21 protein-coding genes are annotated in these 24,058 nt (G+C 70.6%); 6 read left to right on the forward strand and 15 right to left on the reverse strand.

The window, feature by feature from the left end:
* Nucleotides 1-5: 5 nt before the first annotated feature.
* From H590_RS0110890 to H590_RS0110900, 3 genes are all read right to left on the reverse strand, one after another.
* Nucleotides 6-524, reverse strand: coding sequence for a flavin reductase family protein (locus tag H590_RS0110890; protein WP_028703584.1), 519 nt, complete (start codon nt 522-524; stop codon nt 6-8).
* Nucleotides 521-2,062: an APC family permease gene (locus tag H590_RS16235; RefSeq protein ID WP_051238534.1), complete on the reverse strand. Its 1,542-nt coding sequence runs from the start codon at nt 2,060-2,062 to the stop codon at nt 521-523. Before H590_RS16235 ends, H590_RS0110890 begins: the two co-directional genes overlap by 4 nt.
* Before the next feature lie 227 nt (nt 2,063-2,289).
* Complete coding sequence (locus H590_RS0110900; RefSeq protein ID WP_036982060.1) at nt 2,290-3,432, reverse strand: TDT family transporter; 1,143 nt, start codon at nt 3,430-3,432, stop codon at nt 2,290-2,292.
* A gap of 71 nt (nt 3,433-3,503) precedes the next feature.
* Here H590_RS0110900 and H590_RS0110905 point away from each other — a divergent pair, with 71 nt between their 5' ends.
* Both H590_RS0110905 and H590_RS0110910 read left to right on the forward strand, forming a co-directional pair.
* Complete coding sequence (locus H590_RS0110905; RefSeq protein WP_028703586.1) at nt 3,504-4,427, forward strand: LysR family transcriptional regulator; 924 nt, start codon at nt 3,504-3,506, stop codon at nt 4,425-4,427.
* Nucleotides 4,428-4,475: 48 nt separating this feature from the next.
* Nucleotides 4,476-5,618 carry an iron-containing alcohol dehydrogenase gene (locus H590_RS0110910; RefSeq protein WP_028703587.1) on the forward strand — a complete coding sequence of 381 codons (1,143 nt, stop codon included), beginning with the start codon at nt 4,476-4,478 and terminating at the stop codon, nt 5,616-5,618.
* A gap of 42 nt (nt 5,619-5,660) precedes the next feature.
* On the opposite strand, the gene H590_RS0110915 is transcribed toward H590_RS0110910, so the two are convergent.
* From H590_RS0110915 to H590_RS17425, 3 genes are read right to left on the reverse strand one after another with little or no spacing between them, the layout of a single operon-like run.
* A complete protein-coding gene (locus tag H590_RS0110915) occupies nt 5,661-7,712 on the reverse strand; it encodes an ABC transporter ATP-binding protein (RefSeq protein WP_036982071.1) in 2,052 nt (683 codons plus the stop codon).
* Complete coding sequence (locus tag H590_RS0110920) at nt 7,709-9,445, reverse strand: ABC transporter ATP-binding protein (protein WP_028703589.1); 1,737 nt, start codon at nt 9,443-9,445, stop codon at nt 7,709-7,711. Before H590_RS0110920 ends, H590_RS0110915 begins: the two co-directional genes overlap by 4 nt.
* Complete coding sequence (locus tag H590_RS17425; RefSeq protein WP_126412677.1) at nt 9,436-10,110, reverse strand: TetR/AcrR family transcriptional regulator; 675 nt, start codon at nt 10,108-10,110, stop codon at nt 9,436-9,438. The genes H590_RS0110920 and H590_RS17425 overlap by 10 nt, the downstream gene beginning before the upstream one ends.
* 171 nt (nt 10,111-10,281) lie before the next feature.
* On the opposite strand from H590_RS17425, the gene H590_RS0110930 reads away from it, so the two are divergent.
* The gene (locus H590_RS0110930; protein ID WP_036982062.1) at nt 10,282-10,938 is read left to right on the forward strand and encodes an HAD family hydrolase; all 657 of its coding nucleotides are present in this window, start codon (nt 10,282-10,284) and stop codon (nt 10,936-10,938) included.
* A 107-nt stretch (nt 10,939-11,045) separates the two neighbouring features.
* Here the strand turns inward: H590_RS0110930 and H590_RS0110935 are convergent, their stop codons facing one another.
* The 4 genes from H590_RS0110935 to fdrA are packed head-to-tail and all read right to left on the reverse strand — an operon-like array spanning nt 11,046 to nt 16,030.
* Entirely contained in the window at nt 11,046-12,023 is a 978-nt protein-coding gene (locus tag H590_RS0110935; protein ID WP_028703591.1) for an amino acid kinase family protein, read from the reverse strand.
* Nucleotides 12,020-13,021: an oxamate carbamoyltransferase subunit AllH family protein gene (locus tag H590_RS0110940; protein ID WP_028703592.1), complete on the reverse strand. Its 1,002-nt coding sequence runs from the start codon at nt 13,019-13,021 to the stop codon at nt 12,020-12,022. The genes H590_RS0110935 and H590_RS0110940 overlap by 4 nt, the downstream gene beginning before the upstream one ends.
* Complete coding sequence (locus H590_RS0110945) at nt 13,018-14,322, reverse strand: YlbE family protein (protein ID WP_051238536.1); 1,305 nt, start codon at nt 14,320-14,322, stop codon at nt 13,018-13,020. Before H590_RS0110945 ends, H590_RS0110940 begins: the two co-directional genes overlap by 4 nt.
* A 10-nt stretch (nt 14,323-14,332) precedes the next feature.
* The gene (gene fdrA, locus H590_RS0110950) at nt 14,333-16,030 is read right to left on the reverse strand and encodes an acyl-CoA synthetase FdrA (protein ID WP_028703594.1); all 1,698 of its coding nucleotides are present in this window, start codon (nt 16,028-16,030) and stop codon (nt 14,333-14,335) included.
* Between the two features lie 84 nt (nt 16,031-16,114).
* On the opposite strand from fdrA, the gene H590_RS16245 reads away from it, so the two are divergent.
* Together H590_RS16245 and H590_RS0110965 are read left to right on the forward strand one after the other, a co-directional pair.
* The gene (locus tag H590_RS16245; RefSeq protein WP_051238537.1) at nt 16,115-16,798 is read left to right on the forward strand and encodes a GntR family transcriptional regulator; all 684 of its coding nucleotides are present in this window, start codon (nt 16,115-16,117) and stop codon (nt 16,796-16,798) included.
* A 132-nt stretch (nt 16,799-16,930) separates the two neighbouring features.
* Nucleotides 16,931-17,680 carry a sulfite exporter TauE/SafE family protein gene (locus H590_RS0110965; RefSeq protein ID WP_028703595.1) on the forward strand — a complete coding sequence of 250 codons (750 nt, stop codon included), beginning with the start codon at nt 16,931-16,933 and terminating at the stop codon, nt 17,678-17,680.
* A gap of 16 nt (nt 17,681-17,696) precedes the next feature.
* Here H590_RS0110965 and H590_RS0110970 read toward each other — a convergent pair whose 3' ends face one another.
* The 4 genes from H590_RS0110970 to allB all read right to left on the reverse strand — a co-directional run bounded on the left by H590_RS0110970 (nt 17,697) and on the right by allB (nt 22,646).
* On the reverse strand, nt 17,697-18,557 hold the full coding sequence (locus H590_RS0110970) for a MurR/RpiR family transcriptional regulator (RefSeq protein WP_028703596.1): 861 nt from the start codon (nt 18,555-18,557) through the stop codon (nt 17,697-17,699).
* A 38-nt stretch (nt 18,558-18,595) separates the two neighbouring features.
* The gene (locus tag H590_RS0110975) at nt 18,596-19,894 is read right to left on the reverse strand and encodes an allantoate amidohydrolase (protein ID WP_051238538.1); all 1,299 of its coding nucleotides are present in this window, start codon (nt 19,892-19,894) and stop codon (nt 18,596-18,598) included.
* On the reverse strand, nt 19,891-21,216 hold the full coding sequence (locus H590_RS0110980) for a pyridoxal-phosphate-dependent aminotransferase family protein (RefSeq protein ID WP_169338800.1): 1,326 nt from the start codon (nt 21,214-21,216) through the stop codon (nt 19,891-19,893). The genes H590_RS0110975 and H590_RS0110980 overlap by 4 nt, the downstream gene beginning before the upstream one ends.
* A gap of 68 nt (nt 21,217-21,284) precedes the next feature.
* Nucleotides 21,285-22,646: an allantoinase AllB gene (allB, locus tag H590_RS0110985; RefSeq protein ID WP_051238539.1), complete on the reverse strand. Its 1,362-nt coding sequence runs from the start codon at nt 22,644-22,646 to the stop codon at nt 21,285-21,287.
* A 438-nt stretch (nt 22,647-23,084) separates the two neighbouring features.
* Between allB and H590_RS16250 the strand changes: the two genes are divergently transcribed.
* Nucleotides 23,085-23,753 (forward strand): dicarboxylate/amino acid:cation symporter, encoded by a 669-nt coding sequence (locus tag H590_RS16250; protein WP_051238540.1) that lies wholly within the window; start codon nt 23,085-23,087, stop codon nt 23,751-23,753.
* On the opposite strand, the gene H590_RS0110995 is transcribed toward H590_RS16250, so the two are convergent.
* A partial coding sequence (locus tag H590_RS0110995; RefSeq protein ID WP_028703600.1) for an IS630 family transposase occupies nt 23,736-24,058 on the reverse strand: 323 nt, incomplete at its 5' end. The two genes, H590_RS16250 and H590_RS0110995, sit on opposite strands and share 18 nt — an antisense overlap.

Genomic DNA, 24,058 nt, shown 5'->3' on the forward strand with positions numbered 1-24,058 from the left:
CGGCGTCACAGCGTCCGGTAGCGGCCCCGGATGTGGTGCAGCGGGGCCGCGTCGTCGGCGATCTCCAGGTGGTCCAGCGTTCCGGTCACCTCGAGCAGCCAGCCCAGCGGGCGGGTGTCCTCGACCCGGACCCCGGCCCAGGTGTGCCCGGCCAGCCGCGGTCCCCACTGCGAGTCCAGCCACCGGCCCCTGCGGAAGGGGCCGCCGAGGCTGGGCAGGGCGCCGGCGAAGGTCTCGGAGATCTCCTCGTCGGGGCCGTTGAGAAGGGTGATCGCCAGCCGGCCGGTGGTGGGGATGAGCTCGGCCAGGTCGGAGTCCACATTGATCAGCCCCGCCACCCGCCACGGGTCCCCCGGCACCGTCATGAGGGAGGAGACGGTGAGGCCGGCGGCCTCACCGTCCGGATTACTGGACTCCAGCTCCCCGGCGGTCCAGACGGTGACCCGGGAGCCCAGTCGGCCGCGCAGCTGGCGGGCCGGCTCGTTGACCGGGTCAGCGAAGGGGTTGGTCGAGTGGATGCTCATCGGGCCGAGGTGAGGGACTCGCGCAGGTCGGCGTCGGGGACGCTGGTGAACCGCGAGCGCAGCCGGGCCCCGCGCAGGTAGCCGACCAGGGACAGCGCGACGATGAACCCGATGGTGCCCAGGGTGAGCGCCTCGAAGGCGCCGTAGGAGACCCCGGAGGCCTGGGAGAAGTCGTGGGGCAGGCCGAGCAGCGCCTCCAGGGTGCCGGGGAAGACCGTCACCCAGGAACCGAGGGCGACCAGGGCGGTGGTGATGACGCACATGCCCACGAAGACCCAGTTCGGGCCAGGAACCCGGAAGGGGCGCTCGGCATCGGGGAAGCGGGTCCGCAGCCGTGCGGCGGCCGGGATGATGAGCAGGTAGCTGAACAGGTAGGTGGTGATGGCCACCCCGAGCACCACGTTGAACAGCGAGGCCGAGGAGCCGGTGAGCTGCATGGCGGCCAGCATGAAGGCCGTCGAGACGGTGCCCGACAGCAGGTTGACCCGCACCGGGGTGCCCAGGGTGGGGTGGAAGTGCCCGAAGAACCCGCCGAAGAAGGAGCCGTCGGCGGCGGCCATCGCCTGCATCCGGTCGGACATGATCATCCAGGCGGCGCCCTGGCCCACATTGGCGCCCATGAACAGGGCGACGGCCAGGGTCATCATGGCCCCGGAGGCCGGGCCGTAGACCGAGAAGACGGTGGACACGGCGGTGAGCAGCCCGGAGACGCCGTCGATCATGGTCGGCGGGATGACCAGCAGGATGGTGAGCACCGGGATGAGGTAGAAGATGCCGGCCATCGCCGAGGAGCGCAGCACCGAGACCGAGACGTCGTGCTGGGCGTTGTGCATCTCCCCCGAGGCGCTGGAGGAGCCCTCGAAGCCGAGGAAGGCGAAGAGCAGCAGCGGGGTGAGGGTGACGAACCCGGACAGGGTGGGGGAGAAGCCGGACATCGGCAGGTGCTGGACGCCGTGCCGGGTGGCGTAGAAGGCGGCGGTGAGGATGAACAGGGCCAGGAAGGCGATCTTGAGGAAGGCCCCCGCGGTGGGGATCCACTTGGCCTTCTTGAGCGAGAGGATCGCGGCCAGCACCGTCAGCCAGATGAAGACCAGCTTGAAGAGGTAGTCGGGGGTCGACCCGGGGGCGAAGTGGACGACGTGGTTGCGGGCCGCCTCGGCGTTGAGGAAGGCCATCGACCCGCCGACCCAGACGGGCTGGGTGATCCAGGTGAGGGCCGAGGCAACGGCGGCCGCCGGGCGCCCGAAGGCTTTGCGGGTCCACAGGTAGACCCCGCCCTCGCCGACGAAGGCCGATCCGGTCTCGGCGAAGATCAGCGCGTAGGGGACCAGGAAGACGACGATCAGGATGACCAGCCAGGTGAAGGTCTGCGGACCCTGGGCCGACACCGAGCCGAGCATCTCCAGGCCGACCACCGCCGAGACGATGAGGAAGACGATGTCGAACCGGCTGAGGGTTCGTTGCAGGACCTTCGTCTGGTCCTGCGCCATCTCGGTGTCGGTGTGTGCGGTGACCTCGCGGGTCCTGACCTCGGCCATGGGTCTCATTTCAGTAAGAGGACGTGACGCCTCGACTGGGGGCAGGCCGGGACGGGGACCTCGCCGGAGGTTCCGGGCGAACAGTCTAGACGCGCCCCGCCGGTGGCCCGCCGGGGGTGAGACCGGTGGTCAGCGGGCCGTCTCGGGTGCTGGGGTGCGCTGCCGGCCCGGTGCAGGTGCTGCTCTGGTGGTCGTGCACCGCCGGTCAGCCGCCGGTCAGCCGCCGGTCAGGCGTGGAGACGCCGTGTGCGGGCGGCCTGCTGGAGCACCAGCGGGCGCAGGGAGGCGATGACGCACAGCGTCCAGGTGCCCAGCAGGACGATCCAGGTCAGGGTGCTGGCGAGCGAGTAGCCCGCCAGGTCGGACCCCTTCGACAGATTGAGGGCGCCCAGCGAGAGGGTCCCGATCGGGAAGGTGAGGGCCCACCAGCCCGGCGAGAAGGGCATTCCGTTGCGCACCCCGTGGAGGGTGACGCTGATCGCGAGGAGGACCAGCGGGACGGCGATCGACAGCATGAGGTAGCCGTAGCCGTCGGCGACGGCCTGGGCGGCAGGCACCGATTCCGGGGTGAGGAACCGTCCGCTCTGGGCGGCGATGGCCTGGGCCGCGGCGGTCGACTGGCCGACCACCCCCAGCGGGATCCACGCCGAGATCGACAGCGGGACAGGGATCGGCTCGATCCGCAGATGGTGGTGGTAGGCGGCGGTGAAGATCACGATCCCCAGCGTCAGGGAGCACACGAAGCAGGCGATCAGGAAGGCCAGCAGGCCCAGGGACAGCAGCGGGGAGGAGATCTGGGCGACGAAGGGGGCCCCGGAGGTGGCCGAGACCATCGGGGGCACGATCGCCAGACCCCAGGCCGGACGGGGCTCCTTCGGGCGGTGCCTCAGCAGCCCGACGGCGAACCCGAAGGTGCTGAGGAAACCGATCAGGGTGCCGATGACCCACAGCGTCCGGTCGGCGGTCCAGGCCGCGCTGGCCAGGGCCGGGCTCCAGGCCGGCAGCACGGTCCCGGTCGCCGATCCGACGGCGAGGATGCCCATCGCCACCATTCCCCAGGCAGAGGAGCCGACCCCGCTCACCGAGTCCCGCCAGACCTGCGCGCTGCGGCGCACCCTGAGCAGGAAGAGGGTGGCGAAGGACACCATCAGCAGCCATCCGGCGACCAGTAGGCACCGGGCCAGGACGGCGCCGGGGGTCGAGGTGCCGATGTGGAGCTGGGTGAGGGTCGACAGGATCCCGGTACCCATCACCGCACCCCACCACGGCGGACCCATCGGGACCAGGGCCGGGGCGGGCAGGGGCTCCACCGCGATGGGATCAGAGGGAGTCGTGGCGACCGAGGGGGACGGGTGGCGGGTGGTGACCATATGTCTCACCCTGCTCCTGGCTCCGCCGCTCCGGTAGCCGCCACCTGCCCATGGGGGCATATCATTCGCGCATGTCCCGATGGCCCGATCTGAGCGCCCTCGAGGTGCTGGTCGCGGTGGTCGACCACGGCAGCCTGTCGGCGGCCGCCCGCGCCCTGCGGATCGCCCAGCCCAATGCGAGCCGATCGGTGACCAGGCTGGAGCACAGCCTGGGACTGCCCCTGCTGCGCCGCTCCACGACCGGATCGGCGCCCACCCCCGAGGGACTCCTGGTGGTCGAGTGGGCCCGCACCCTGCTGGGTTCGGCCGACGACCTGCTGTCCAATGCCCGGACCCTCAGCCACCGGGGTGCCGGGACGATCGCCGTCTCGGCGAGCCAGACGATCTCCGAGCACCTCCTGCCGGGATGGCTGGCGGCCTTCCGGGCCCTCAGCCGCGAGGTGCGGGTCACCCTGCGGGTCACCAACACCGCCGCGGTGCTCGAGGACCTGCTGGTGGGCGGGTGCGACCTCGGGTTCATCGAGGGGCCGATCCCCCGGGGCGCCGCCCACCTGGCCACGGTCGGCCAGGACGAGCTGGTCCTGGTGGTCTCGCCCGGCCACCCCTGGGCCCGCGGACACCGGGCGGTGGGCCCCGAGGATCTGCACGACGGCGTGCTGGTCACCCGGGAGTCCGGCTCGGGCACCCGACGGGTCCTCGACGACGCGCTCGGCCGACCGGTCACCCCCCAGCTGGAGCTGGGCAGCAATGCGGCGGTGCGGGTCGCCGTGCTGTCGGGGGCCGGCCCGGCGGTGCTGAGCAGGCTGGCGGTCGCCGAGGCGATCGCCGGCGGATCACTGGTCGAGATCCCGATCGACGGGGTGAGGCTGAGACGTCGCCTGTGCGCGGCCTGGACCGGGCCGCAGGCCCTGGGCGGGCCGGCCGGGGCACTGGTGAGGATCGCCACCGAGCATCGGGGATCGCGGGTGCAGCCCGGCAAGGGCTGGCAGGATTGAGGACGGACCGGCCCGGGGCCGGCCGCGCCGTCACAGGAGAGGCACATCATGGAGTTCGACTTCGCCACCGCCGGGAGAATCGTCTTCGGACCGGGCCGATTCGCGGCCCTTCCCGCCATCGTCTCGGGGTTCGGCCCCCGGGTGATGATCGTGGCCGGCGGGCACGCCGCCAACCTCCCCGGACTCGACCTGCTGGGATCCGAGCGCCTGGTGGTGCGCACCAGCGGCGAGCCCTCCATCCCCCAGGTCAGCCAGGCGGTCGACTCCGCCCGGCAGTTCAAGCCCGACGTCATCGTGGCGGTGGGCGGCGGCTCGGCCATCGACACCGCGAAGTCGGTTGGCGTGCTGTCGCGCAACTCGGGCGACATCCTCGACCACATCGAGGTGGTCGGGCGCGGGATGGCCCTCAAACCGGAGACGATCCCGGTGGTCGCCTGCCCCACCACCTCTGGGGCCGGCGCCGAGGTCACCGCCAACTCACCGATCATCTCCCCCGAGCACGGGGTGAAGGCCAGTCTCAGGTCACCGGCGATGCTGCCGGCGATCGCTCTGGTCGACCCGGAGCTGACGGTGAGCGGTCCGGCCGCGGTGACGGCGTCCTCCGGATTCGACGCCCTCACCCAGTGCATCGAGCCCTTCGTCTCGGTGAAGGCCAATGTGCTCACCGACCAGATCGCCGCCGAGGGGATGCGCCGGGCCGCCTCCGGGCTGCGCCGCGCCTGGACCGACGGCGCCGACATCGAGGCGCGCACCGACATGAGCCTGTGCTCGCTGTTCGGCGGGCTGAGCCTGGCCAATGCCAAACTCGGCGCGGTGCACGGCCTGGCCGCCCCGATCGGCGGGGTGACCGGCGGCGCCCACGGCGAGATCTGCGCGGCGATGCTGGCGGCGGCGACGAGGGTCAATGTGCAGTCGATGATCCGGCGCGACTTCGACAACCCGGCACTGGCCCGCTACGACACCGTCGCGAAGCTGCTGACCGGCCGACCCGAGGCGCGGGCCGCCGACGGGGTCGAGTGGCTGGCCCGGATCGTGGCCGACCTGCGGGTGCCCGGCCTGGCGGCCCTGGGACTGAGGCGCTCCCAGGTCGACGAGGCGGCCGAGGCGGCGATGAGGGCCTCCAGCATGAAGGGCAACCCGATCGTGCTGACCCACGACGAGGTGGCCGAGATCATCGAGACCTCGATGTGACCTCGGGCCGTCCTGTCCCTGCCCGTCCTGCCCCGACGGCCCTCAGCGGGCCGGCTCGGCGGCGTCCTCCTCGATCGCGGCGTTGAACTGGGTCTGGTAGAGGTCGTAGTAGGCCCCTTGGGCCTCCAGCAGTTCGGCGTGACTGCCCTGCTCGATGATCGCGCCGTGCTCCATCACCAGGATGAGGTCGGCGTCGCGGATCGTGGAGAGCCGGTGGGCGATGACGAAACTGGTCCGTCCCGACCGCAGATTGTTCATCGCCTGCTGGACCAGCACCTCGGTGCGGGTGTCCACCGAGCTGGTCGCCTCATCGAGGATGAGCAGGTCGGGGGCGGCCAGGAAGGCCCGGGCGATGGTGATGAGCTGCTTCTCGCCGACCGAGACGTTGGACCCCTCCTCGTCGATGACGGTGTCGTAGCCGTCGGGCAGGGAGTGCACGAAACGGTCCACATAGGCGGCCCGGGCGGCGTCCAGGATCTCCTCCTCGGAGGCGTCGGGGCGCCCGTAGGCGATGTTGTCGCGGATCGTCCCGGAGAACAGCCAGGTGTCCTGGAGGACCATCCCGATCCGGGAGCGCAGCTGCTCCCTGGGGACGGTGCGGATGTCGGTGCCGTCCAGGGTGATCCGGCCGCCGTCGATCTCGTAGAACCGCATCAGCAGGTTCACCAAGGTCGTCTTTCCGGCCCCGGTCGGCCCGACGATGGCCACCGTCTGGCCCGGCTCGGCGACCAGGGACAGGTCGGTGATGAGCGGCTTGTCGGGGGAGTAGGAGAAGTCGACGTGCTCGAAGCAGACCCGGCCCCGGGTCGGGGGCAGGACGCCGTCGGCCTCGGCCGACAGCTCCGAAGCGTCGAGGACCTCGAAGACCCGCTCGGCCGAGGCCACCCCCGACTGCAGCAGGTTCGCCATCGAGGCGATCTGGGTGATCGGCTGGGTGAACATCCGCGAGTACTGGATGAAGGCCTGGACGTCGCCCAGTGGCATCTGGCCGCTGGCCACCCGCAGGCAGCCCACCAGGACCACCACGGCGTAGTTGATGTTGCCGATCAGGAACATCACCGGCTGGATCATCCCGGAGATGAACTGGGCCTTGAAACCGGCCTGGTAGAGCTCCTGGTTGCGCTCGTGGAAGGTGGCCGCGACGGCCTTCTGGCGTCCGAAGACCTTCACCAGGGAGTGACCGGTGTAGGCCTCCTCGACCTCGGAGTTGAGGTCGCCGGTGGATCGCCAGACGTGGGCGAACTGCACCTGGGAGCGCTTACCGATGAGCGCCGAGACCACCCCGGCGATCGGGATGACGACGATGCTGATGACGGCCAGCAGGGGGGAGACCCAGAACATCATCACGATGACGCCGATCACCATCAGCGCCGCGTTGAGCAGCTGCTGGAGGGTCTGCTGGAGGGTCTGGGAGATGTTGTCGATGTCATTGGACATCCGGCTCATCAGCTCGCCGTGCGGCTGTTTGTCGAAGTAGCTCAGCGGCAGCCGGTCCAGCTTCGCCGAGAACCGCTTGCGCAGCCGGTAGATGGAGTGCTGGACGGCGGTGTTGAGCAGGAATCCCTGCAGGAAGGACAGCACGGCCGAGACGACGTAGAGGGACAGCGCGAAGATCATCACGACGCCGAGCCGGTGGATGTCGATGCCGTGGCCCACCACGATGTCGTGGTACTGGCGCAGCAGGTCGATGACCCGCGACATCTGGTCGGCCTGGCCGCTGGACTGGAGCATCGCGATGAACTGGTCGCTGGTCATCCCGGCAGCCTGGGGGACCCGCGCCCCCAGCTGGTGGCCGATGACACCGGCGAAGATGATGTCGGTGGCGTGGCCGAGCACCTTGGGGCCGATCACGTTGAGTCCGACCGAGACGGCGGCGACCACCACCACGACGGCGAGCACCGTCCGGGAGATCGCCAGCTCGTGGAGCAGGCGGCGCAGCGAGGGGCCGAAGTTCACGGCCTTCTCGGCCACCCGTCCGCCACTCATCGGGCCGTGCGAGGCGCGGCCGCTGCGGGAGGACTCCCGGGCGATCCGGGCCCTTTCCTGGTCCGACATCGCCGGCTTCTTCCCGGCGACCGGTGATTCCTGACTCATGCTGCTGCCTCCTCGGCGGAGAGCTGGGAGTTGACGATCTCGACATAGGTGGGGCAGCTCTCCAGGAGCTCCTCGTGGCGGCCCCGGCCGACCAGCCGGCCGTCCTCGATGACCAGGATCTGGTCGGCGCCGCGGATGGTGGAGACCCGCTGGGCGACGATGAGGATCGCGGCCTCGGAGACCGTCTGGGCCAGGGCGGCGCGCAGCCGGGAGTCGGTGCCGACGTCCAGGGCCGAGAAGGAGTCGTCGAAGACGTAGATGTCGGGCTTCTTCACCAGGGCGCGGGCGATCGACAGCCGCTGACGCTGTCCGCCGGAGACATTGGTGCCTCCCTGGGAGATCGTCGAGTCCAGCCCGTCGGACATCTCGGAGACGAAGTCGGCGGCCTGGGCGGTCCGCAGGGCCTCCCACAGCGCCTCGTCGTCGGCGTCGGGATCGCCTTGGCGCAGGTTCGAGGCGACCGTCCCGCTGAACAGGTAGGACTTCTGGGGCACCAGTCCGATGGCCCCCCAGAGGGTCTCCGGGTCGAGCTCGCGGACGTCGACCCCGTCGACCAGGACCTGGCCGCCGGTGACGTCGAAGAGCCGGGGGATGAGGTCGACCAGGGTGGTCTTGCCGGAGCCGGTGGAGCCGATCACCGCAGTGGTGGTGCCCCTCTCGACGCTGAAGGAGATGTCGGAGAGCACCGGGGAGGTGGCCCCGGGGTAGCTGAACTCGACGTCGCGGAACTCGAGGTGTCCGCGCTCGGGGAGCTCGGTGACCGGGTGCTGCGGGGCCGCCACCGAGGAGTGGGTGTCCAGCACCTCGGTGATCCGGGTGGCGCAGACCGAGGCGCGCGGCCACATGATGATCATCATCGTGGCCATCATCACGGAGAACAGGATCTGGATGAGGTAGGTGGTGAAGGAGGTCAGCGCGCCGATCTGCAGCAGTCCGGAGTCGATCCGCGGGGCGGCGAACCAGAACACGCCGATCTGGGAGAGGTTCATCACCAGCATCACGATCGGGAACATCGCGGCCATCAGCCGTCCGACGGCCACCTGGATCCGCATCAGCTGGCCGTTGGTGCGGTCGAACCGGTGGGCCTCGTAGGACTCGCGGACGAAGGCGCGGACCACCCGGATGCCGGTGATCTGCTCGCGGGTGACGCGGTTGAGGTCGTCGATGCGCTTCTGCAGGCGGCCGAACAGCGGGCCCATGTTGGCCACCACGACGCCGACGCAGATGGCCAGCAGAACCACCGCGGCGACGATGATCCAGGACAGCCAGACATCGGCGCGCAGCGCCATGACGACGCCGACGATCATCGTGATCGGGGCCCCGACGATGATCGCCAGGGTCATGAAGACGAGCATCTGGACCTGCTGGACGTCGTTGGTGGTACGGGTGATGAGGGAGGGGGCGCCGAACCGGTTGACCTCCCGGGCGGAGAAGGACAGCGTCCGGGTGAAGACGGCGTCGCGGATGTCGCGGCCCATCCCCATCGCGGTGAGGGAGGCGAAGTAGACCGCGATGATCTGGCAGACGGCCTGACAGGCGGAGACGGCCAGCATCAGCGCCGAGCGGGACTTCACATAGCCGGTGTCGAGGGCGACCACCCCCTTGTCGATGATGTCGGCATTGATGGTCGGCAGGGTCAGTGCGGCGACCTGGGCGCCGGCCTGCAGGACGAGGATGACGACGAGCTGGGGCCAGTACCGCCGCAGATGGTGGCTGACGAGTTTCACGAGCACGGCGACTCCTGACAGGTACGGGATTCAAGGGTGGGGTCCGCATCGGCGATGCCGTTGAGCAGGATGTCGGCGAGCTCGGCGGCGGAGAACCGGTGGGGGGAGATGGCGATCGGGCGGGCGTTGATGGTGACCGCCGAGAGGAGGACCGCGCAGGCCTGGTCGGCCGGGACGCGCAGCTGGTCGGCGTAGGGCGCCATCAGGCGGCCCAGGGAGGAGGTCACCGCGGAGTACCAGGCGCGGATGCCGGCGTGCGGGTCGTCGTCCCGGCCGTTGTGGGGGCCCGGGCCGTGGGTTCGGGTGCGGTCCTCGCCCGGTGGGCGCATCCGGTGCGGGTGCAGGGCGGTCATCACCGCGGTGATGGTGCCCAGCTGGGAGGCCATCAGCTCCAGGGCGGCCTCGACCCGCGGCCGCAGTCCCAGATTCTCGGGCAGGGCGTCGATCCCGGCGCACAGGTCGGTGGGGTCCAGGACGTCGTCGATGACCGCCTGGAGGAGGTCGTCCTTGGTGGCGAAGTGGCGGAAGATGGTGCCCTCGGCGATGCCGGCCGCCCGGGCCACCTCGCGGGTGGTGAAGGCGACGCCCGTGCTCACGAGCAGGCGGCGGGCCGCCTCGACGATCGAGAGGCTGCGTTTCTGGGCGGACATCGCCCGGGCACGAGGGGACACGTCGGAGAATGATATGTGAGTGAGTGCTCACTCACAAGAGCGGGGCGGTGCTCCGCGCACCGGATCTGAGCGCGCGGTCGGGGCCGTGACAGCGCAGAACGGAGCGGAGAACGGAGTGCAGGACCGGCGTTGGACACCACGGGGTCGGCACCGGGCCCATAGAGTGAGGCCATGGCGAGTGACGACCTGGGACCCCTGACCGATCGGCTCTTCGAGGCGGTGCTCTTCGACTCCGACGGAACCCTCATCGACTCCACCCCGGTGGTCGCCCGGTCCTGGGCGAGATGGTCGCACAAGTACCGGATCGGCGATTCCGACGTCCGCCACGGGGTGCCCGTCATCGAGATCGTCGACGAGCTCATCGACCCGCCGCTGCGCCCCCAGGCGCTGGCCGACATCCGCAGCTACGAGCTGAACGACGTCGAGGGGGTGGTGGCGATGCCCGGGGCGGTCGAGGCGCTGAGGGCCCTGGACGCCGACACCTCGGCCATCGCGACCTCCTGCGACCGCGACCTGATGGAGGTCCGGCTCGCCGCCAGCGCCATCCCGGCGCCACCGGTGGTGGTGACCCGCACCGACGTCGAGCACGGCAAGCCCGCCCCCGATGCGTGGCTGGAGGCCGCCCGCCGGATCGGGGCCGACCCCCGGCGATGCCTGGTGGTGGAGGACTCCCAGGTCGGGGTGAACGCCGCCCGGGCCGCCGGGTGCGCCACCCTGGGGCTGCGCACCACCACCGCCGAGGGCCCCGAGGCCGACGCCCGGGTCCAGGACCTGTCGCGGGTCCGGTTCCACAAGGATCCCGACGGGGTCCGCATCTCGCTGCGCTGATCGGGACGCCCTCTGGCCGATTGCTTCCTGGACTCGGGGGGTTGAGTGCTCAGAGCGTCGCTCCCGGGCGACCTCGCAGTGCCGTGGTCGCGGACCCGGCGGACCGTTCACCTGAGGATGGTCGTCCCCGAGGTCCCGTCGAGAAGGTGGCCCAGGTCGGACAGCCGCCCGATGACCGCCCGCCCGTCGTGCTTGCGGACGAAGTCGCAGCCGGCCTGCACCTTGGGGCCCATCGACCCGGCGGCGAAGTCCATCTGCTCCAGTTCGCCGACCGTGGCGACCCTCAGGGGCCTCTCCTGCGGCGTCCCCCAGTCGACCATCACGGCGTCGGCGTCGGTGGCCATCACGAGCACATCGGCCTTGAGTTCGGAGGCGAACAGCGCGGAGCTGGCGTCCTTGTCGAGGACGGCCTCCACCCCGACATAGCTGCCCTTGGAGTCCCGGGCGATCGGGATCCCGCCGCCGCCGGTGCAGATGACGATGTGCCCGGCGTCCAGCAGTCGTCTGGTGGAGTCGACCTGGATGATGCGGCGGGGGCGCGGGCTGGGCACCACCCGGCGCGGGTGCCCGCCGTCGGAGGCGAAGATCCAGCCGTGCTCGGCGGCCAGCTGCTCGGCCTCCGTGTCGGTGTAGACCGGACCGACGAACTTCGTCGGGTGCTGGAAGGCCGGGTCGTCCATCGAGACCTCGGCCAGGGTGAGCACCGTGGTCACCAGACGCTGGGCGGCCCCGCTGCGGATCGTCTCCCCCTCGCGGCGGGCCTCGGCGCGCTGCTGCTTGGTGAGGGCTCTGGACCGCCGGGTCATCTCATTGCGCAGCTCGGTCTCGATGAGGTAGCCGATCATCCCCTGGGTCTCGGCGCCGAGCACGTCGAGGGGCAGCGGCTGGTTGCCGTCGGGATCGCGCTGCAGGGCGAGCATCCCCACCTGGGGGCCGTTGCCGTGGGTGATCACCAGCTCGTTGTCGACCGCGGCGTCCAGCAGCGGGCCGCAGGCCTGGCGGATCTGTGCCCGCTGGTCGGCGACCGTGTTGGGGCGCCCACGGGGTGCGATGGCGTTTCCGCCGACGCCGATGACGATTCTCATTGCTGGTCCCTCCCGGACTCGGATGGTTCAGATGATCTCTGCTGGTGGGCCAGACGGCGGGTCAGGGCGGCGACCCCGGCCATCAGGTCGGCCCCGGAGCTGTGGCCGGTGTGGGCCAGCCGGGCCACCGCGGCTGCGATGCGAGGCTGCCCGGCCGAGAGAGCTCCATGATCGGCGGACAGGCCGGTGTGCTCGGCCAGATCAGCGCGGCCGGTGGGAGCAGTGTCGGCGATAAGAGCGTCGAGCAGGTCCAGCACGGTGGCCGAGAAGTCCCCTCCGACGGCCAGCCGGAGGTGGCACAGCGAGGTCTCGGTGGTGAGGCCGGCCGCCCGCGGGCTGGTGAGGATCTCGGTGAACCGGCCGATCACGCGGGTCCCGAGACCGGCGGTGCGGGCGGTCGCGATGAGCCCGATGAGGGCGTCGTCCCCCGAGGGGGTGAGCCCGATCCCCAGTCCGCACAGCCCCTCGAGGGCCTCGGCGTCCTGGTCGCCCCAGATCGCCTCGGCGGCCCGCTCCAGCCGCGGGACGCCGAACCGGCGCCCGTCGGCGGTGTCGAACCAGGAGGCAGGCGCCGAGAAGACGGCGGGGGTGCCGTGGGTCGTGATCCGGCTGGCGACGACGGCCGCCCCGGCGGTCTCCAGGGCGACCGGTGTCCCGATCCCCTCGGGCCGCAGATCCGCCAGCCGGTCGGCGGGGATCCGCGCCTGGGCGACCGAGTCGACGGGGACATCGGAGAGGCTGACGATCAGCGGGACGCCGTGCGGATCCTGGCATCGGATGCTCACCGAGTGGGCGAAGACGCCGACCACAGTGCCGGCCGGTGTCGTGCGGGCCCGTCCCGACCCGTGGTCCGACCCATCGGCGGTGCGCCCCGTCGAGCAGCGGGCCACCGGCGCCGAGACCTCGCAGGCCCGCAGACCGACCGGCGCCGACACCGGGGAGACCGGTGAGGCCGAGGAGACGGGGGAGGCCGGAGGAAGGCCCACCGGGACGGTCATGCCACGTCGATCCCGTAGACCTGCGCCAGGGCCTCGACCGCGGAGGTGAAGCATCCCAGCGGTGCCCGGACCGTGCCGGCGCCGATCTGACCGACTCCCGGGTGGATGGAGGCGATGCCAGAGTTGATGATCGGGGTGATCCCGGTCTGCACCACGAGCCGGATGTCGATGCCGATCGGCGCCCCCTGGAATCCCCAGGTCGGGATCGGCATGGCCGGGTTGTGGCCGGTGACGATCTCGGCCATCTCCTCGGTGGTCGCCAGGGCGTCCTCGAACCCGCCGGTGCCCAGGAACCGCGTCACCCCGGGGGCCGCGACGATGCTCATCCCGCCCAGCCCGAGGGTCTCCATGATCGCGGAGTCGCCCATGTCGGGGCAGGCCTGGGACTGGTCGTAGCCGGTGAAGAACAACCCGGTGGGGGTGTTGACCGGGGCGGTGAACCAGCGGTCGCCCAGCCCGGAGACCCGGATGCCGAACTCGTAGCCGTTGCGGGCCATCGCCGTCACCACCGAGCCGGCGCGGATCGCCCGCGCGGCGTCCGCACTGGCCTTCGAGGCGGCCATCGCGATGTTGAGGAAGAACTGGTCGGTGCGCCCCAGGAAGTCGGTGACCTCGGCGACCACCTCGCTCGGCAGATCGGCCCGGGCCAGCAGCGGGGCCATGTCCTTGGCGAACAGGGCGGAGGCCGCGATATTGCGCTGGTGCATCTCGTCGCCCATCGTGAGGGCGCGCGCCATCACCGGACCCAGCGGGTAGCCGCCCCCGTCGCCGGTGACGCGCAGCGCCGCCGACAGGGCGGGACCGAGCACGTCGCGCATCCAGGCGAGCCGCTCGAGCACCTCGGCGTCGTAGCCGCCGAACCGCAGCACCTTGCCGATGCCCTCGTTGAGGGTGGAGAAGGAGGTGTTGCCGTAGACGGCGTTGACCACCTTCATGACGGCCATGTGGGCGCTGGTGATGCCGCCCATCGGGCCGACCGCGCCGACCTCGTGGCAGGGGATGAGGCGGACCTGGTGCGAGACGATCTCGCGCGCCCCCTCCTCGGTGGTGGCCCAGCCCTCGAACAGCGCCGCCCCGATGCAGGCTCCCTGGATGGTCTGGGGCATGTGGGCGAAGTCGATCGGCGGGCCGGCGTGCAGCAGCACCTTCTCGCCGGTGTCCAGCGCGGGGATCAGGGTGTGGGCCTGGGCGACGTCGACCAGGGTCGGCTGTCCGGAGACCATCACGTCGACCACCGCGCGGTTGGCGTCGTTGATGGTGGCGAAGTCGTCGATGGTGCGGGAGATGTCGGTGGAATTCATCGGTGGCCTTTCAGCGGGCGAGGAGACGTTCGACGATGCGTGCCAGGCGGGCGTCGCCGCCGGCGGGCGGGGCCCAGGACCACTGGACCACCGGGACGTGGAGGCCGGCGAGCTCCTCGGCGAAACCGGCCAGGCCCACATTGATCACCTTCGGGCCGGCCAGCAGGCCGGCGATCCCGGCCGGGGCGGGGGAGGGGGAGGCCGGTGCCGGCTGCCCGATCCGGGCGGCCAGGGCGGCGGCGTGCCGGGCGGCGGCGGCATTGCTGGGCAGCACCCGGGCGCCGGCCTCGGTGAGGGCGGCCACCTGCTCGGTCAGCCCCTGCTCGTCCCGGGCGGTGCCGCACACCGAGGCGACCACCCGGACCTGACGGCCCTCCGCCCGGGCCTTCTCCAGACCCTCGCGGATCGGTCCGGCGATCGCACCGGCCGGGTCGGCGGCCGAACCGTGGCCGAGGACGACGTCCAGCAGCAGGACGGCGGTGGCCGGGTCGGCCAGCGTCGTGACGATCTTCTCGGCGCGCAGCGCCGGGTCGATCATCGGGTGGGGGCGTCCCTGGGTGAAGACATCGTCGCCCAGGTCGATGATCCGGTGCGGTCCGGCCGACAGCACGACGCCCGGGTCCCCGGCGCCCAGGGGGACGTCCAGGTCGAGGGCGTCGCGGATGATGACGGCGGCCTCGTCGGCCAGGGTGCCTCCGGTGTACAGCCCGATCAGCCCTGCGGCGGGGGCCCCATCGCCACCGGGAGACGGGGTGAAGGAGGAGACGCCGACCAGTTCGACGGCGCGGGCGGCGGCCTCGGCCAGAGTCGTGGTGGCGGTGACATTGCCGTGCCGTCCGGCGTCGCGGGGGCCGTCGACGAACATCGTGACCACCGGCTTCGACAGCCCCTGGGCGAGGGTGTCGATGCGGGCCCGCACGGCCGGGGCCGGGGGCTTGCTCACCAGCACGATGACGTCGGTGGCCGGATCGGCGTCCAGCGCGGCCAGCGCCTGGGTCGCGGTGCGCCCGCCCACCTGGTCGGACAGGTCGCGCCCGCCCAGCCCGATCGCGTGGCTGATCCCGGCGCCGAGCCGGTCGACCTGGGTCATCACCTCCTGGGTGCCGGTGCCAGAGGCGCCGACGACACCCACCGAGCCGGCGGTGCACAGATTCGCGAAGGCCAGCGGGACGCCGTTGAAGGCCGAGGTGCCGCAGTCGGGTCCCATCACCAGCAGGCCGGCCTCACCGGCCCGGGTCTTGAGATCGACCTCGTCGGCCAGGGTGACGTTGTCGCTGAACAGCATGACGTTGAGGCCGGCGTCCAGCAGGTGCCGCGCCTCGGCCGCCGCATAGGCCCCGGGAACCGAGACCAGGGCCAGGTTCGCGTCGGGCAGCGCGGTGCGGGCGCGCACCAGACTGTGCGCCCGCCGCATCGAGGAGCCCGAGGCCGCCGAGGCCTGGGCGGCGAGCAGCTCATCGGCCCGGGAGACCGCGTCCCTGCAGACCTCGGCGTCCTCGGCGACGATCCCGATCACCAGATCGGCGGGGGTGGCCGCCGCCAGTTCGGGGGCCTCGAAGCCGGTGTCGGTGAGGATTCCCTTGTTGGCCGGGGTGCCCATCATGGCCGAGGCCCGGTCGACTCCCGGCAGGTCGGACAGGGCCCGGCTGAGCACCATGAGTGCCACCGAGTCCTGGTAGTGGTTCTTCTGCACGACGACGGTGAGCAATACGACCTCCTGGGGGAATGACCCGGCTGGCGCCGACACCCGGATGGTATACCGAAATGGTTCGTGTCGGGTAGAGTCCGGGCCATGGAGAGTCTTCGCGACAAGGTCGTCTCGCAGCTGCGCGAGCAGATCCTCAGCAACGACCTGGAGCCGGGAACCCGGTTGCGCGAGAGGACCCTCTCCGACCTCTTCGGGGTCTCCCGGGTACCGGTGCGCGAGGCGCTGATGGTGCTGGAGGCCGACCTGCTGGTGACCTCCTCGCGGCGGGCCGACGGCTCGGAGGGGGCCGGGGTGGAGGTCACCCGGTTCGACCGCAACGACGTGGCCGAACTCTTCGACGCGCGCGAGGCCCTGGAGCCGCTGGTCGCCCGGCTGGCGGCCCGACATCGCAGCGAGGCCCAGCTCGAGGCCCTCCGCGATCAGCTCGAGACGGCCCGGAGGGCCGCCGAGACCGGCGACAACAGGGCCGGGGCGCTCGCCAACACGGCCTATCACGGGATCCTCGTCCAGGCCTGCGGGTCGGGTCTGCTGGCGGCGGTGATGGCCCCCCTGCAGACCCGCATCGAGAGGCTCTTCCGGCGCACCATCGTGGGGCGCGCCCCCGAACTGGCCGAGGACCACACCCGGATGCTGGCGGCCCTGGAGGACCGTCAGGCCGAGACCGCAGAGCTGCTGGCCCGACTCCACGTGGTCTCCACCCGGGCCCCGAGCCTGGCGCTGTTCACCGAACAGGACGAGGGGCAGGACGCGGGGCGGGCCGATGACTGAGCGCCGGACCCCGGGGGCCGGCACGGGCCGCCGCCGGGAGCGGGCCCGGGCCCTCGCGGCCGGTGCGCCGCACTCCCGGATCCACGTCGTCGGGTATACCGAAGAGTCGTTCTCTCCCAAGGAGCTCCACTGATGGACACCGCCCAGATCCTGCTCATGGTGGTGGCCGGCGCCGGTGCCGGGCTCATCAACACGGTCGTCGGCTCCGGATCGCTGATCACCTACCCGGTGATGGTGATGCTCGGGGTGCCGCCGGTGGCCGCCAACATCAGCAACACCGTCGGTCTGGTGCCCGGGTCGGTGGCCGGCTCCTGGGGGTACCGCCGCGAGCTCGGCCGGCTGCGCCCCCTGCTGCTGAGGCTCGGTGCCGCATCGGTGGCCGGGGCGCTGATCGGCGCCTTCCTGCTCACCCGGTTGCCGGCGGTGACCTTCTCCTACGCGGTGCCCTTCCTCATCCTGGGCGCCGCTCTGCTGGTGGCCTTCCAGCCCCGGATCGCGGCCGCGATGACGCCGGTGGAGGGCACCCGGTGGCGTCCCCTGCTGGTCGTGGTGTTCCTGGCCGGGATCTACGGGGGCTACTTCTCGGCCGCCCAGGGGATCATCCTGCTCGGGGTCCTGGGGCTCTACCTGTCGGCCGACCTGCAGGAGCAGAACGCGCTGAAGAATCTGCTGCAGACCCTGGTCAACATCGTCGCCGCCGTCTTCTTCATCGTCACCGGCGGGGTCTGGTGGCCCTTCGCCGGCTGCGTGGCGGTCGGCTCGGTGATCGGGGCGCTGGCCGGAGCCTGGGTGGCGCGGCGCCTTCCGGCCGGCTTCTTCAGAGTCTTCATCGTCGTGTTCGGGGTGGCGATGGCGGTGTACATGGGGTGGCGGGCGTTCTGAGCCCGATCGTCACGGGCTACGGGTGCTCGATCTCGTCGAGTTGGCGGTACCCCTCGGTGATCAGACCCACCCGCCGCTCCCCCTGGGCGCCGGCGATCGAGCTGGCCTCGTTGGCGATCATCGCCACCAGGCTCATCGCCGCGGCGTAGGAGCTGAACGGCCCCGAGGCGTCCAGCGAGCAGGGCAGCAGATGGGTCACCAGGTCGGCGTAGCGCAGTGCGGAGTTGTCGGCGATGAGGATGATGTCGGCCCGACTCTCCACGCACAGGTTCAGCAGCGCGTCGAACCCCGAGGTGCGTCGCCGCAGCCCCACCAGCACCACCGTGTCGCCGGGGCCGACCCCCACCATGTCCTCGGCGACCGTCTGGCCGGGAAGGGGCAGCAGTCGGGTCCTCGGGCGCAGCTGGGCCAGCTGTTCGCGCAGGTGCATCGCCACCGGGTAGGAGTTGCGGTAGCCGATGACGACCAGGTCGCCGGCCCCCATGATGCTCAGCACCGCCGCCTCCAGCCGGCCGTCGGCCAGCCGTCCGAGGTGGGAGATGTTGCGGGTCTCCTGGGCCAGATGGGCCTCCACCCCCTGTGAGGGGCCGATCGGCACGCCGCCGGCGTGGCGCGCCTCGTCCCTCAACTCCCCGAAGCTGCCGTATCCCAGACGCCGGTAGAGCCTGCTGAGGGTCGGCCGGGAGACCCCCGACAGCTCCGACAGGTCGGCCGAGGAGTAGGTGGCCAGGTCGTCGAGATGCTCCAGGATCGTCGTGGCGGCACGGCGCTCCTGGCCGGTGAGCTCCGGGAAGGCGGTGGTGATCCGCGCCTCGATCGGGCTGGACCCCACCGCGGTGGTGGCCTGCCCGGTGTCCTCCTCGTCCACTGCGGTCACGATGATCCCTCCGGTTCTCAGCTGCGGTCCTGCCTGGCTCAGTTCTGATACTGGTCGGCCAGTGCCCAGACTGCCGCCTCGTAGGCGTCCAGCGCCACCGCGACGTCGTCGGTCAGCACCGACTCGTCGGGGGCGTGGCTGATCCCGTCGTGGCAGCGGATGAACATCATGGCGATGTCGCACATCTCGGCGACCGCCATCGCGTCGTGTCCGGCCCGCGACCAGATCCGCATCGGCTCCGCGGTGGTTCCGGTGGCCTGCTGGATCCCGGTCTCCACGGCCCTCATCAGCTGCGGTGCGCAGGTCACCGAGCGCGCCTCGTGGATCTGGTTGATGTCGACGCCCAGCCCGCGGCGGGTCGCCATCTCGTCCAGGGCGGCCCGGATGAGCTGCCAGGCGTCGTCGCGACGCTGGTCGGTCTCGGCGCGCAGGTCCAGGCTGAACACGGCGGTGCCGGGGACGACGTTGACGCCGCCGGGCTCCACGCTCATCTGCCCGACGGTGGCGATGACGTCGCGCTCCTTGCCGATCCGCTCGATCTCCACGACGATCTCGGAGGCCCCGACCAGGGCGTCCTTGCGGCGGGAGTAGGGGGTGCCGCCGGCGTGCCGGGCCTCCCCGGTGACGGTGATCTCGAAGCGGCGGGCCCCGGCGATCGAGGTGACCACTCCCAGCGGAAGGTCGGCCTCCTCGAGCAGGGAGCCCTGTTCGATGTGGGCCTCCAGGTATCCCACCACGCCCTTCGGGCCGTCGTCCTGGTGGCGCCGGGCGGCGTCCTGGATCCTCGCGGGGTCGAGTCCGAAGGTGCCGAAGGCCTCGGCCAGGCTGACGCCGTCGGCGTCGCGCAGCTCCCAGAGGTCGTCGGTCCAGGTGCCGGCCAGGGCCCGGGAGCACAGCAGGGTGGCGCCGAAGCGCACCCCCTCCTCCTCGTGGAAGGCGTAGGTCTCCAGGGCGAAGGGCAGCCTGCGGTCGCTGGCGGCGATCCGGCGGGCCACCTCGATGGCCAGCAGGACGCCGAGGGGGCCGTCATAGCGTCCGGCGTCCGGGACGGTGTCGAGGTGGGATCCGAGGATGAGGGCCGGCAGGCCGGGACACTCTCCCTCCAGTCGTCCGATCCGCGAGCCCGAGGCGTCGCGCCAGGTGCGCAGCCCGGCCTCGGTCATCCAGCCGGCGGCCAGGGCGTCGACCTCGGCGTGCTCGGGGCTGAGGTAGACCCGCTCGATGCCGCCCTCCATCGAGGAGTGGGTGCCGAGCTCGTCGCAGTGCTCCATGATGCGGGCGGCGGCCGAAGCGGTGGTCTCGGTCCGGTGCTGACCGGCAGTCTGTGTGACGCTCATGCCGGCTGCTCCTCGTTCGTCTTGCTCTGGTCGTAGTAGGCCATCGCGGCCTCGACCCCGCTGCCGGTGGTGGCGTGGCCGAACCGGTGGAGCTCGGCCTCCAGAGCGGCCAGCGTGGTGAGGACGGCGTCGCGACGGGCGTTGTAGCCCATCACGCCGACCCTCCACACGACGCCGGTGAGCGGCCCGAAGGAGGTGCCGATCTCCACGGCGAAGTCGGTGAGCAGGGCGGCGCGCAGGTCGTCGCCGGGCACCCCGTCGGGGATCTTCACCCCGATGACGTTGTTCATCCGGTAGTGCTGGTCGCCGAAGAGCTCCAGGCCCAGGCCCTGCAGGCCGGCCGCCATCGCGGCACCGTTGAGGCGGTGGCGCTCGACGGTCTGTGCGATGCCCTCGGCGTCGATGAGCCGGGCGCACTCGCGTGCGGCGTAGAGCATCGGGCCGGACTCGGTGTGGTGGTTGAGGCGCATCGGGCCCCAGTAGTCCATCAGCATCGCCAGGTCGAGGTAGTTGGACCTGATCCGCTCCCCGACGCCGGCGGAGCCGTCGGTGATGCCGGCCTCCAGGTGGCGGCGTCCCTCGATGACCTCGCGTGCCCGCTCGGAGATGGTGATGGGCGCCGAGCCGGAGGGTCCGCCCAGGCACTTCTGCAGACCGGCGCTCACGACGTCGAGCTCCCAGTCGTCGACGAGCAGGGTGTTGCCGGCGATGGAGGCGGTGACGTCCACGTAGCACAGCGCACCGTAGCGGTGGCACAGCTGACCCAGACCCTCCAGGGGCTGGTTCATGGTGGTGGCGGTGTCGCCCTGGACGGTGGCGAACAGCACCGGGCGGTGGATGCGCAGCGCCTCCTCGATCTCGGAGGCGGTGAAGACGGTGCCCCAGGGGCGCTCGATGGTGATGACCGTGGCGCCGACCCGCTCGCAGATCTCCTTGAGGAGCAGACCGAAGCGGCCCATCACCGCGATGAGGACCTTCTGGCCCGGTGCCACCAGGGAGACCAGGGCGGCCTCGATGGCTGCCCTGGAGGTGCCGTCGACGAGGAAGGTCTGCTCATTGGTGGTGTTGAACACCGACCGGTAGAGCGCCATCGTCTCGTTCATGGTGTCGGTCATCCACGGGTCGAACTGGCCGGTGAGGGCCGAGGCTATCGCCCGGGTCACGCGCGGGTCGGCGTTGATCGGGCCCGGGCCCATCAGCAGCCGGGTGGGAGGGTTGAGCTGGTCGAGGCCGGCAGCGGTGGTGTGCGCTGGTGCAGTGCCAGTTGCTGTGGTGTCTGTTGTCGTGGTGCTTGTTGTGGTGTCGGTTGTCGTGGTGGACATCTGATCCCTCCTGAACGGGGACGGTCGGAAGTAAGTGGTGCGGCTGGGGTCGTGCTGCGATCGGCTGGTCAGCGCCGGAAGATCTCCCGGCCGAAGGGCCGGGTCTGGCCGGTCACGACCGGTTCCAGCGGCATCCCGCGCAGCCAGACCTTGCTGATCGTGCCGTCGAAGGTGTGGCCGTGCCAGGCCGAGATCGGGTTGCGGTGCTTGAGGGTCCCGGCGTCGATGGTCTGAGGAGTGGGCGACCAGACCGCCAGGTCGGCGTCGCGTCCGGTGGCGATCCCGCCCTTGCCGGGGATCCCCATGACGCGGGCCGGACCCTGCGACATCCACTCGGTCACCCGGTCCAGGGAGACGCCGTGGCGGGGGGCGGCGTCGAGCATCGCCGTGTATCCGACCTGGACGCCGGCCACCCCGCCCCAGGCGGTCGACAGGTCCCCGCCGCCCGAGTACTTGTTGTCGCGGGTGGTGGGGGAGTGGTCGGTGACGACGATGTCGATGAGACCCTCGATCAGGCCCTGCCACAGCGCGTCCTGGTTGCCCTGGTCGCGGATCGGAGGGCAGCACTTGTACTCGGGGGTGCCGTCGGGGATCTGCTCGGCGGCCAGGCAGAGGTAGTGCGGGCAGGTCTCGACGGTCAGCGGCAGGCCCTCGGCCCTGGCTGCGGCGACCAGGTCGAGCCCCTTGGCGCTCGACAGGTGGAGCAGGTGGACCCGGGCCCCGGTGTCGCGCATGGTGTCGATGACGAGCTTGATGGCGGTCGTCTCGGCGGCGTCGGGACGGCTGAGCAGGAAGTCCTGATAGGCCTTCGAGTGCGGGGAGGGGGCGTGCTCGATGCACTGCGCGTCCTCCGCGTGGACGATCAGCAGGCCGTTGAACCCGGCGATCTCGGTCATCGCCCGGTGGAGCTGGGCGGGATCCAGCGGCTGGAACTCGTCGACCCCGCTGGGCAGGGTGAAGCACTTGAACCCGAAGACGCCCTCCTCCCACAGCGCCTGGAGATGGCCGAGATTCCCGGGAACCGCGCCGCCCCAGTAGCCCAGGTCGACCGAGAGCTGCCTGGCGGCGGCCTGACGCTTGGTGGCCAGCGCCTCGGGGGAGATGGTCGGCGGGAGAGAGTTGAGCGGCATGTCCAGAACGGTGGTGACGCCGCCGGCGGCGGCCGCCCGGGTCCCGGTGGCGAACCCCTCCCACTCGGTGCGGCCGGGCTCGTTGAGGTGGACGTGGGTGTCGACCCCGCCTGGCAGGAGCACCGACGCCGGGTCGATGACGATGTCGGCGCCGGGGGTCTCGGACTCGGTGAGGGCGGTGATGACGCCGTCCTGGACGGTGAGGGTCACCGGCCCGGTCGCACCGTTGTGGACGGCTCGCGCCGCCGAGATGGTGAGCGGGGACGATGAGCTGGACGGGACTGTGGACGAATCTGCCATGGAAACCTCCGAGGCTGCCGGGCGTCGATGCGCCCGAAGGACCTACCGCTTGAACTGGGGATGAAACTACCGCTGGTCTGTGAAATCTGTGTTTCAGTCCCTTTGGGGGCGCTCCCGGGGCGCTCCCGGGGCGCTCCCAGGGCGCTCCCGGGGCCTCTCTACCGCGGATGCGCTGCGGGCGAGAACCGGAACGCGGGCGAAACACGACTGCAACAGGTGCGGGTGGTGATGTCATCCACATGAAACAGAGATTTGTAAGTCTCATGCATGCGAAACATCTGTTCCGAACCTCGTGATGTTCGCACCGGGATCACCTGAACGGCGACTCTGGCGGGGTCCACCCAGCACGGTACAGAGGTCCGAGGCTCCACTGCCCGAAAGCACCCGAACCTCTTCGGGGTCGGCAGCAGCCACACATCGGCGCATGGAAGGTGTCACATGAGGTACCTGAAGAGCATGACAGTCCAGATAGTCGTGGCTTCTGTCGCGGGCATCCTGTTCGGTCTGGTGGTGGGAGACTGGGCCAAGAATGTCAAGTTCATCGGCGACATCTTCATCCAGTTGATTCAGATGGCGATGGTTCCTCTGGTGATGACGTCAGTCATCGCGGCCACTGGCGCAATGAGTGGCAAGGGAGCTGGGAAGCTGGCCGGGCGCACCTTCAGTTGGGATCTCGGCCTAGCGATCGTCGCTGCAATCTTCGGATGGTTCCTGGCTGAATTGTTCAGACCAGGCGTGGGAATGGTCTACCACGGCACTTTGGACTCCTCCATCAAGAGCCCCGCTGCTCAGGCGACAGGGTGGCAGGCAACCATTCTAGGTTTCGTCTCCAAGAACATCGTCTTCTCGATGTCGGCCGGTGACATGGTGCCCATCATCGTCTTCTCGCTGCTCTTCGGGTTGGCGCTCAACGGTTACGTTGCCAAGACGGGCAAGAGAGAGGTACTCACGCTCTTCCAGCAGCTTCAGCAGGTAGTCCTCGGCCTGATCCGCTTGGTGATGTACATCGCCCCGATCGGCGTGTTTGCCCTGCTTGCAGACCTGACAGGGGAGGTCGGGTTCGGTGTCGTGACGACTGCCCTGAAGTACCTAGTGGTTCGCTTCTGAAGTCTTTTTTGGGTTGGCTTTCTTGAGGATCTGGTCGGCGGTCTTGGTCCAGACGAACGGATGTGAGCGGTCGTTCCAGCCATCTGTGAAGGCGCGGATCCTGGCGTTGAGCTCCTTGACGGACCTGAAGACGCCGCGGCGGATGGCCTGGCGTTCGACGATGCCGAACCAGACCTCGACGAGGTTCATCCAGGACGCGTGGGTTGGGGTGAAGTGGACGTGGATCCGCGGGTTGGCCTCGAGCCAGGTGCGGACCTCGACGGTCTTGTGGGCGGCGTAGTTGTCCATCACCAGGTGCAGCTCGC

Source organism: Acidipropionibacterium jensenii DSM 20535, assembly GCF_000425285.1.
GTDB lineage: Bacteria > Actinomycetota > Actinomycetes > Propionibacteriales > Propionibacteriaceae > Acidipropionibacterium > Acidipropionibacterium jensenii.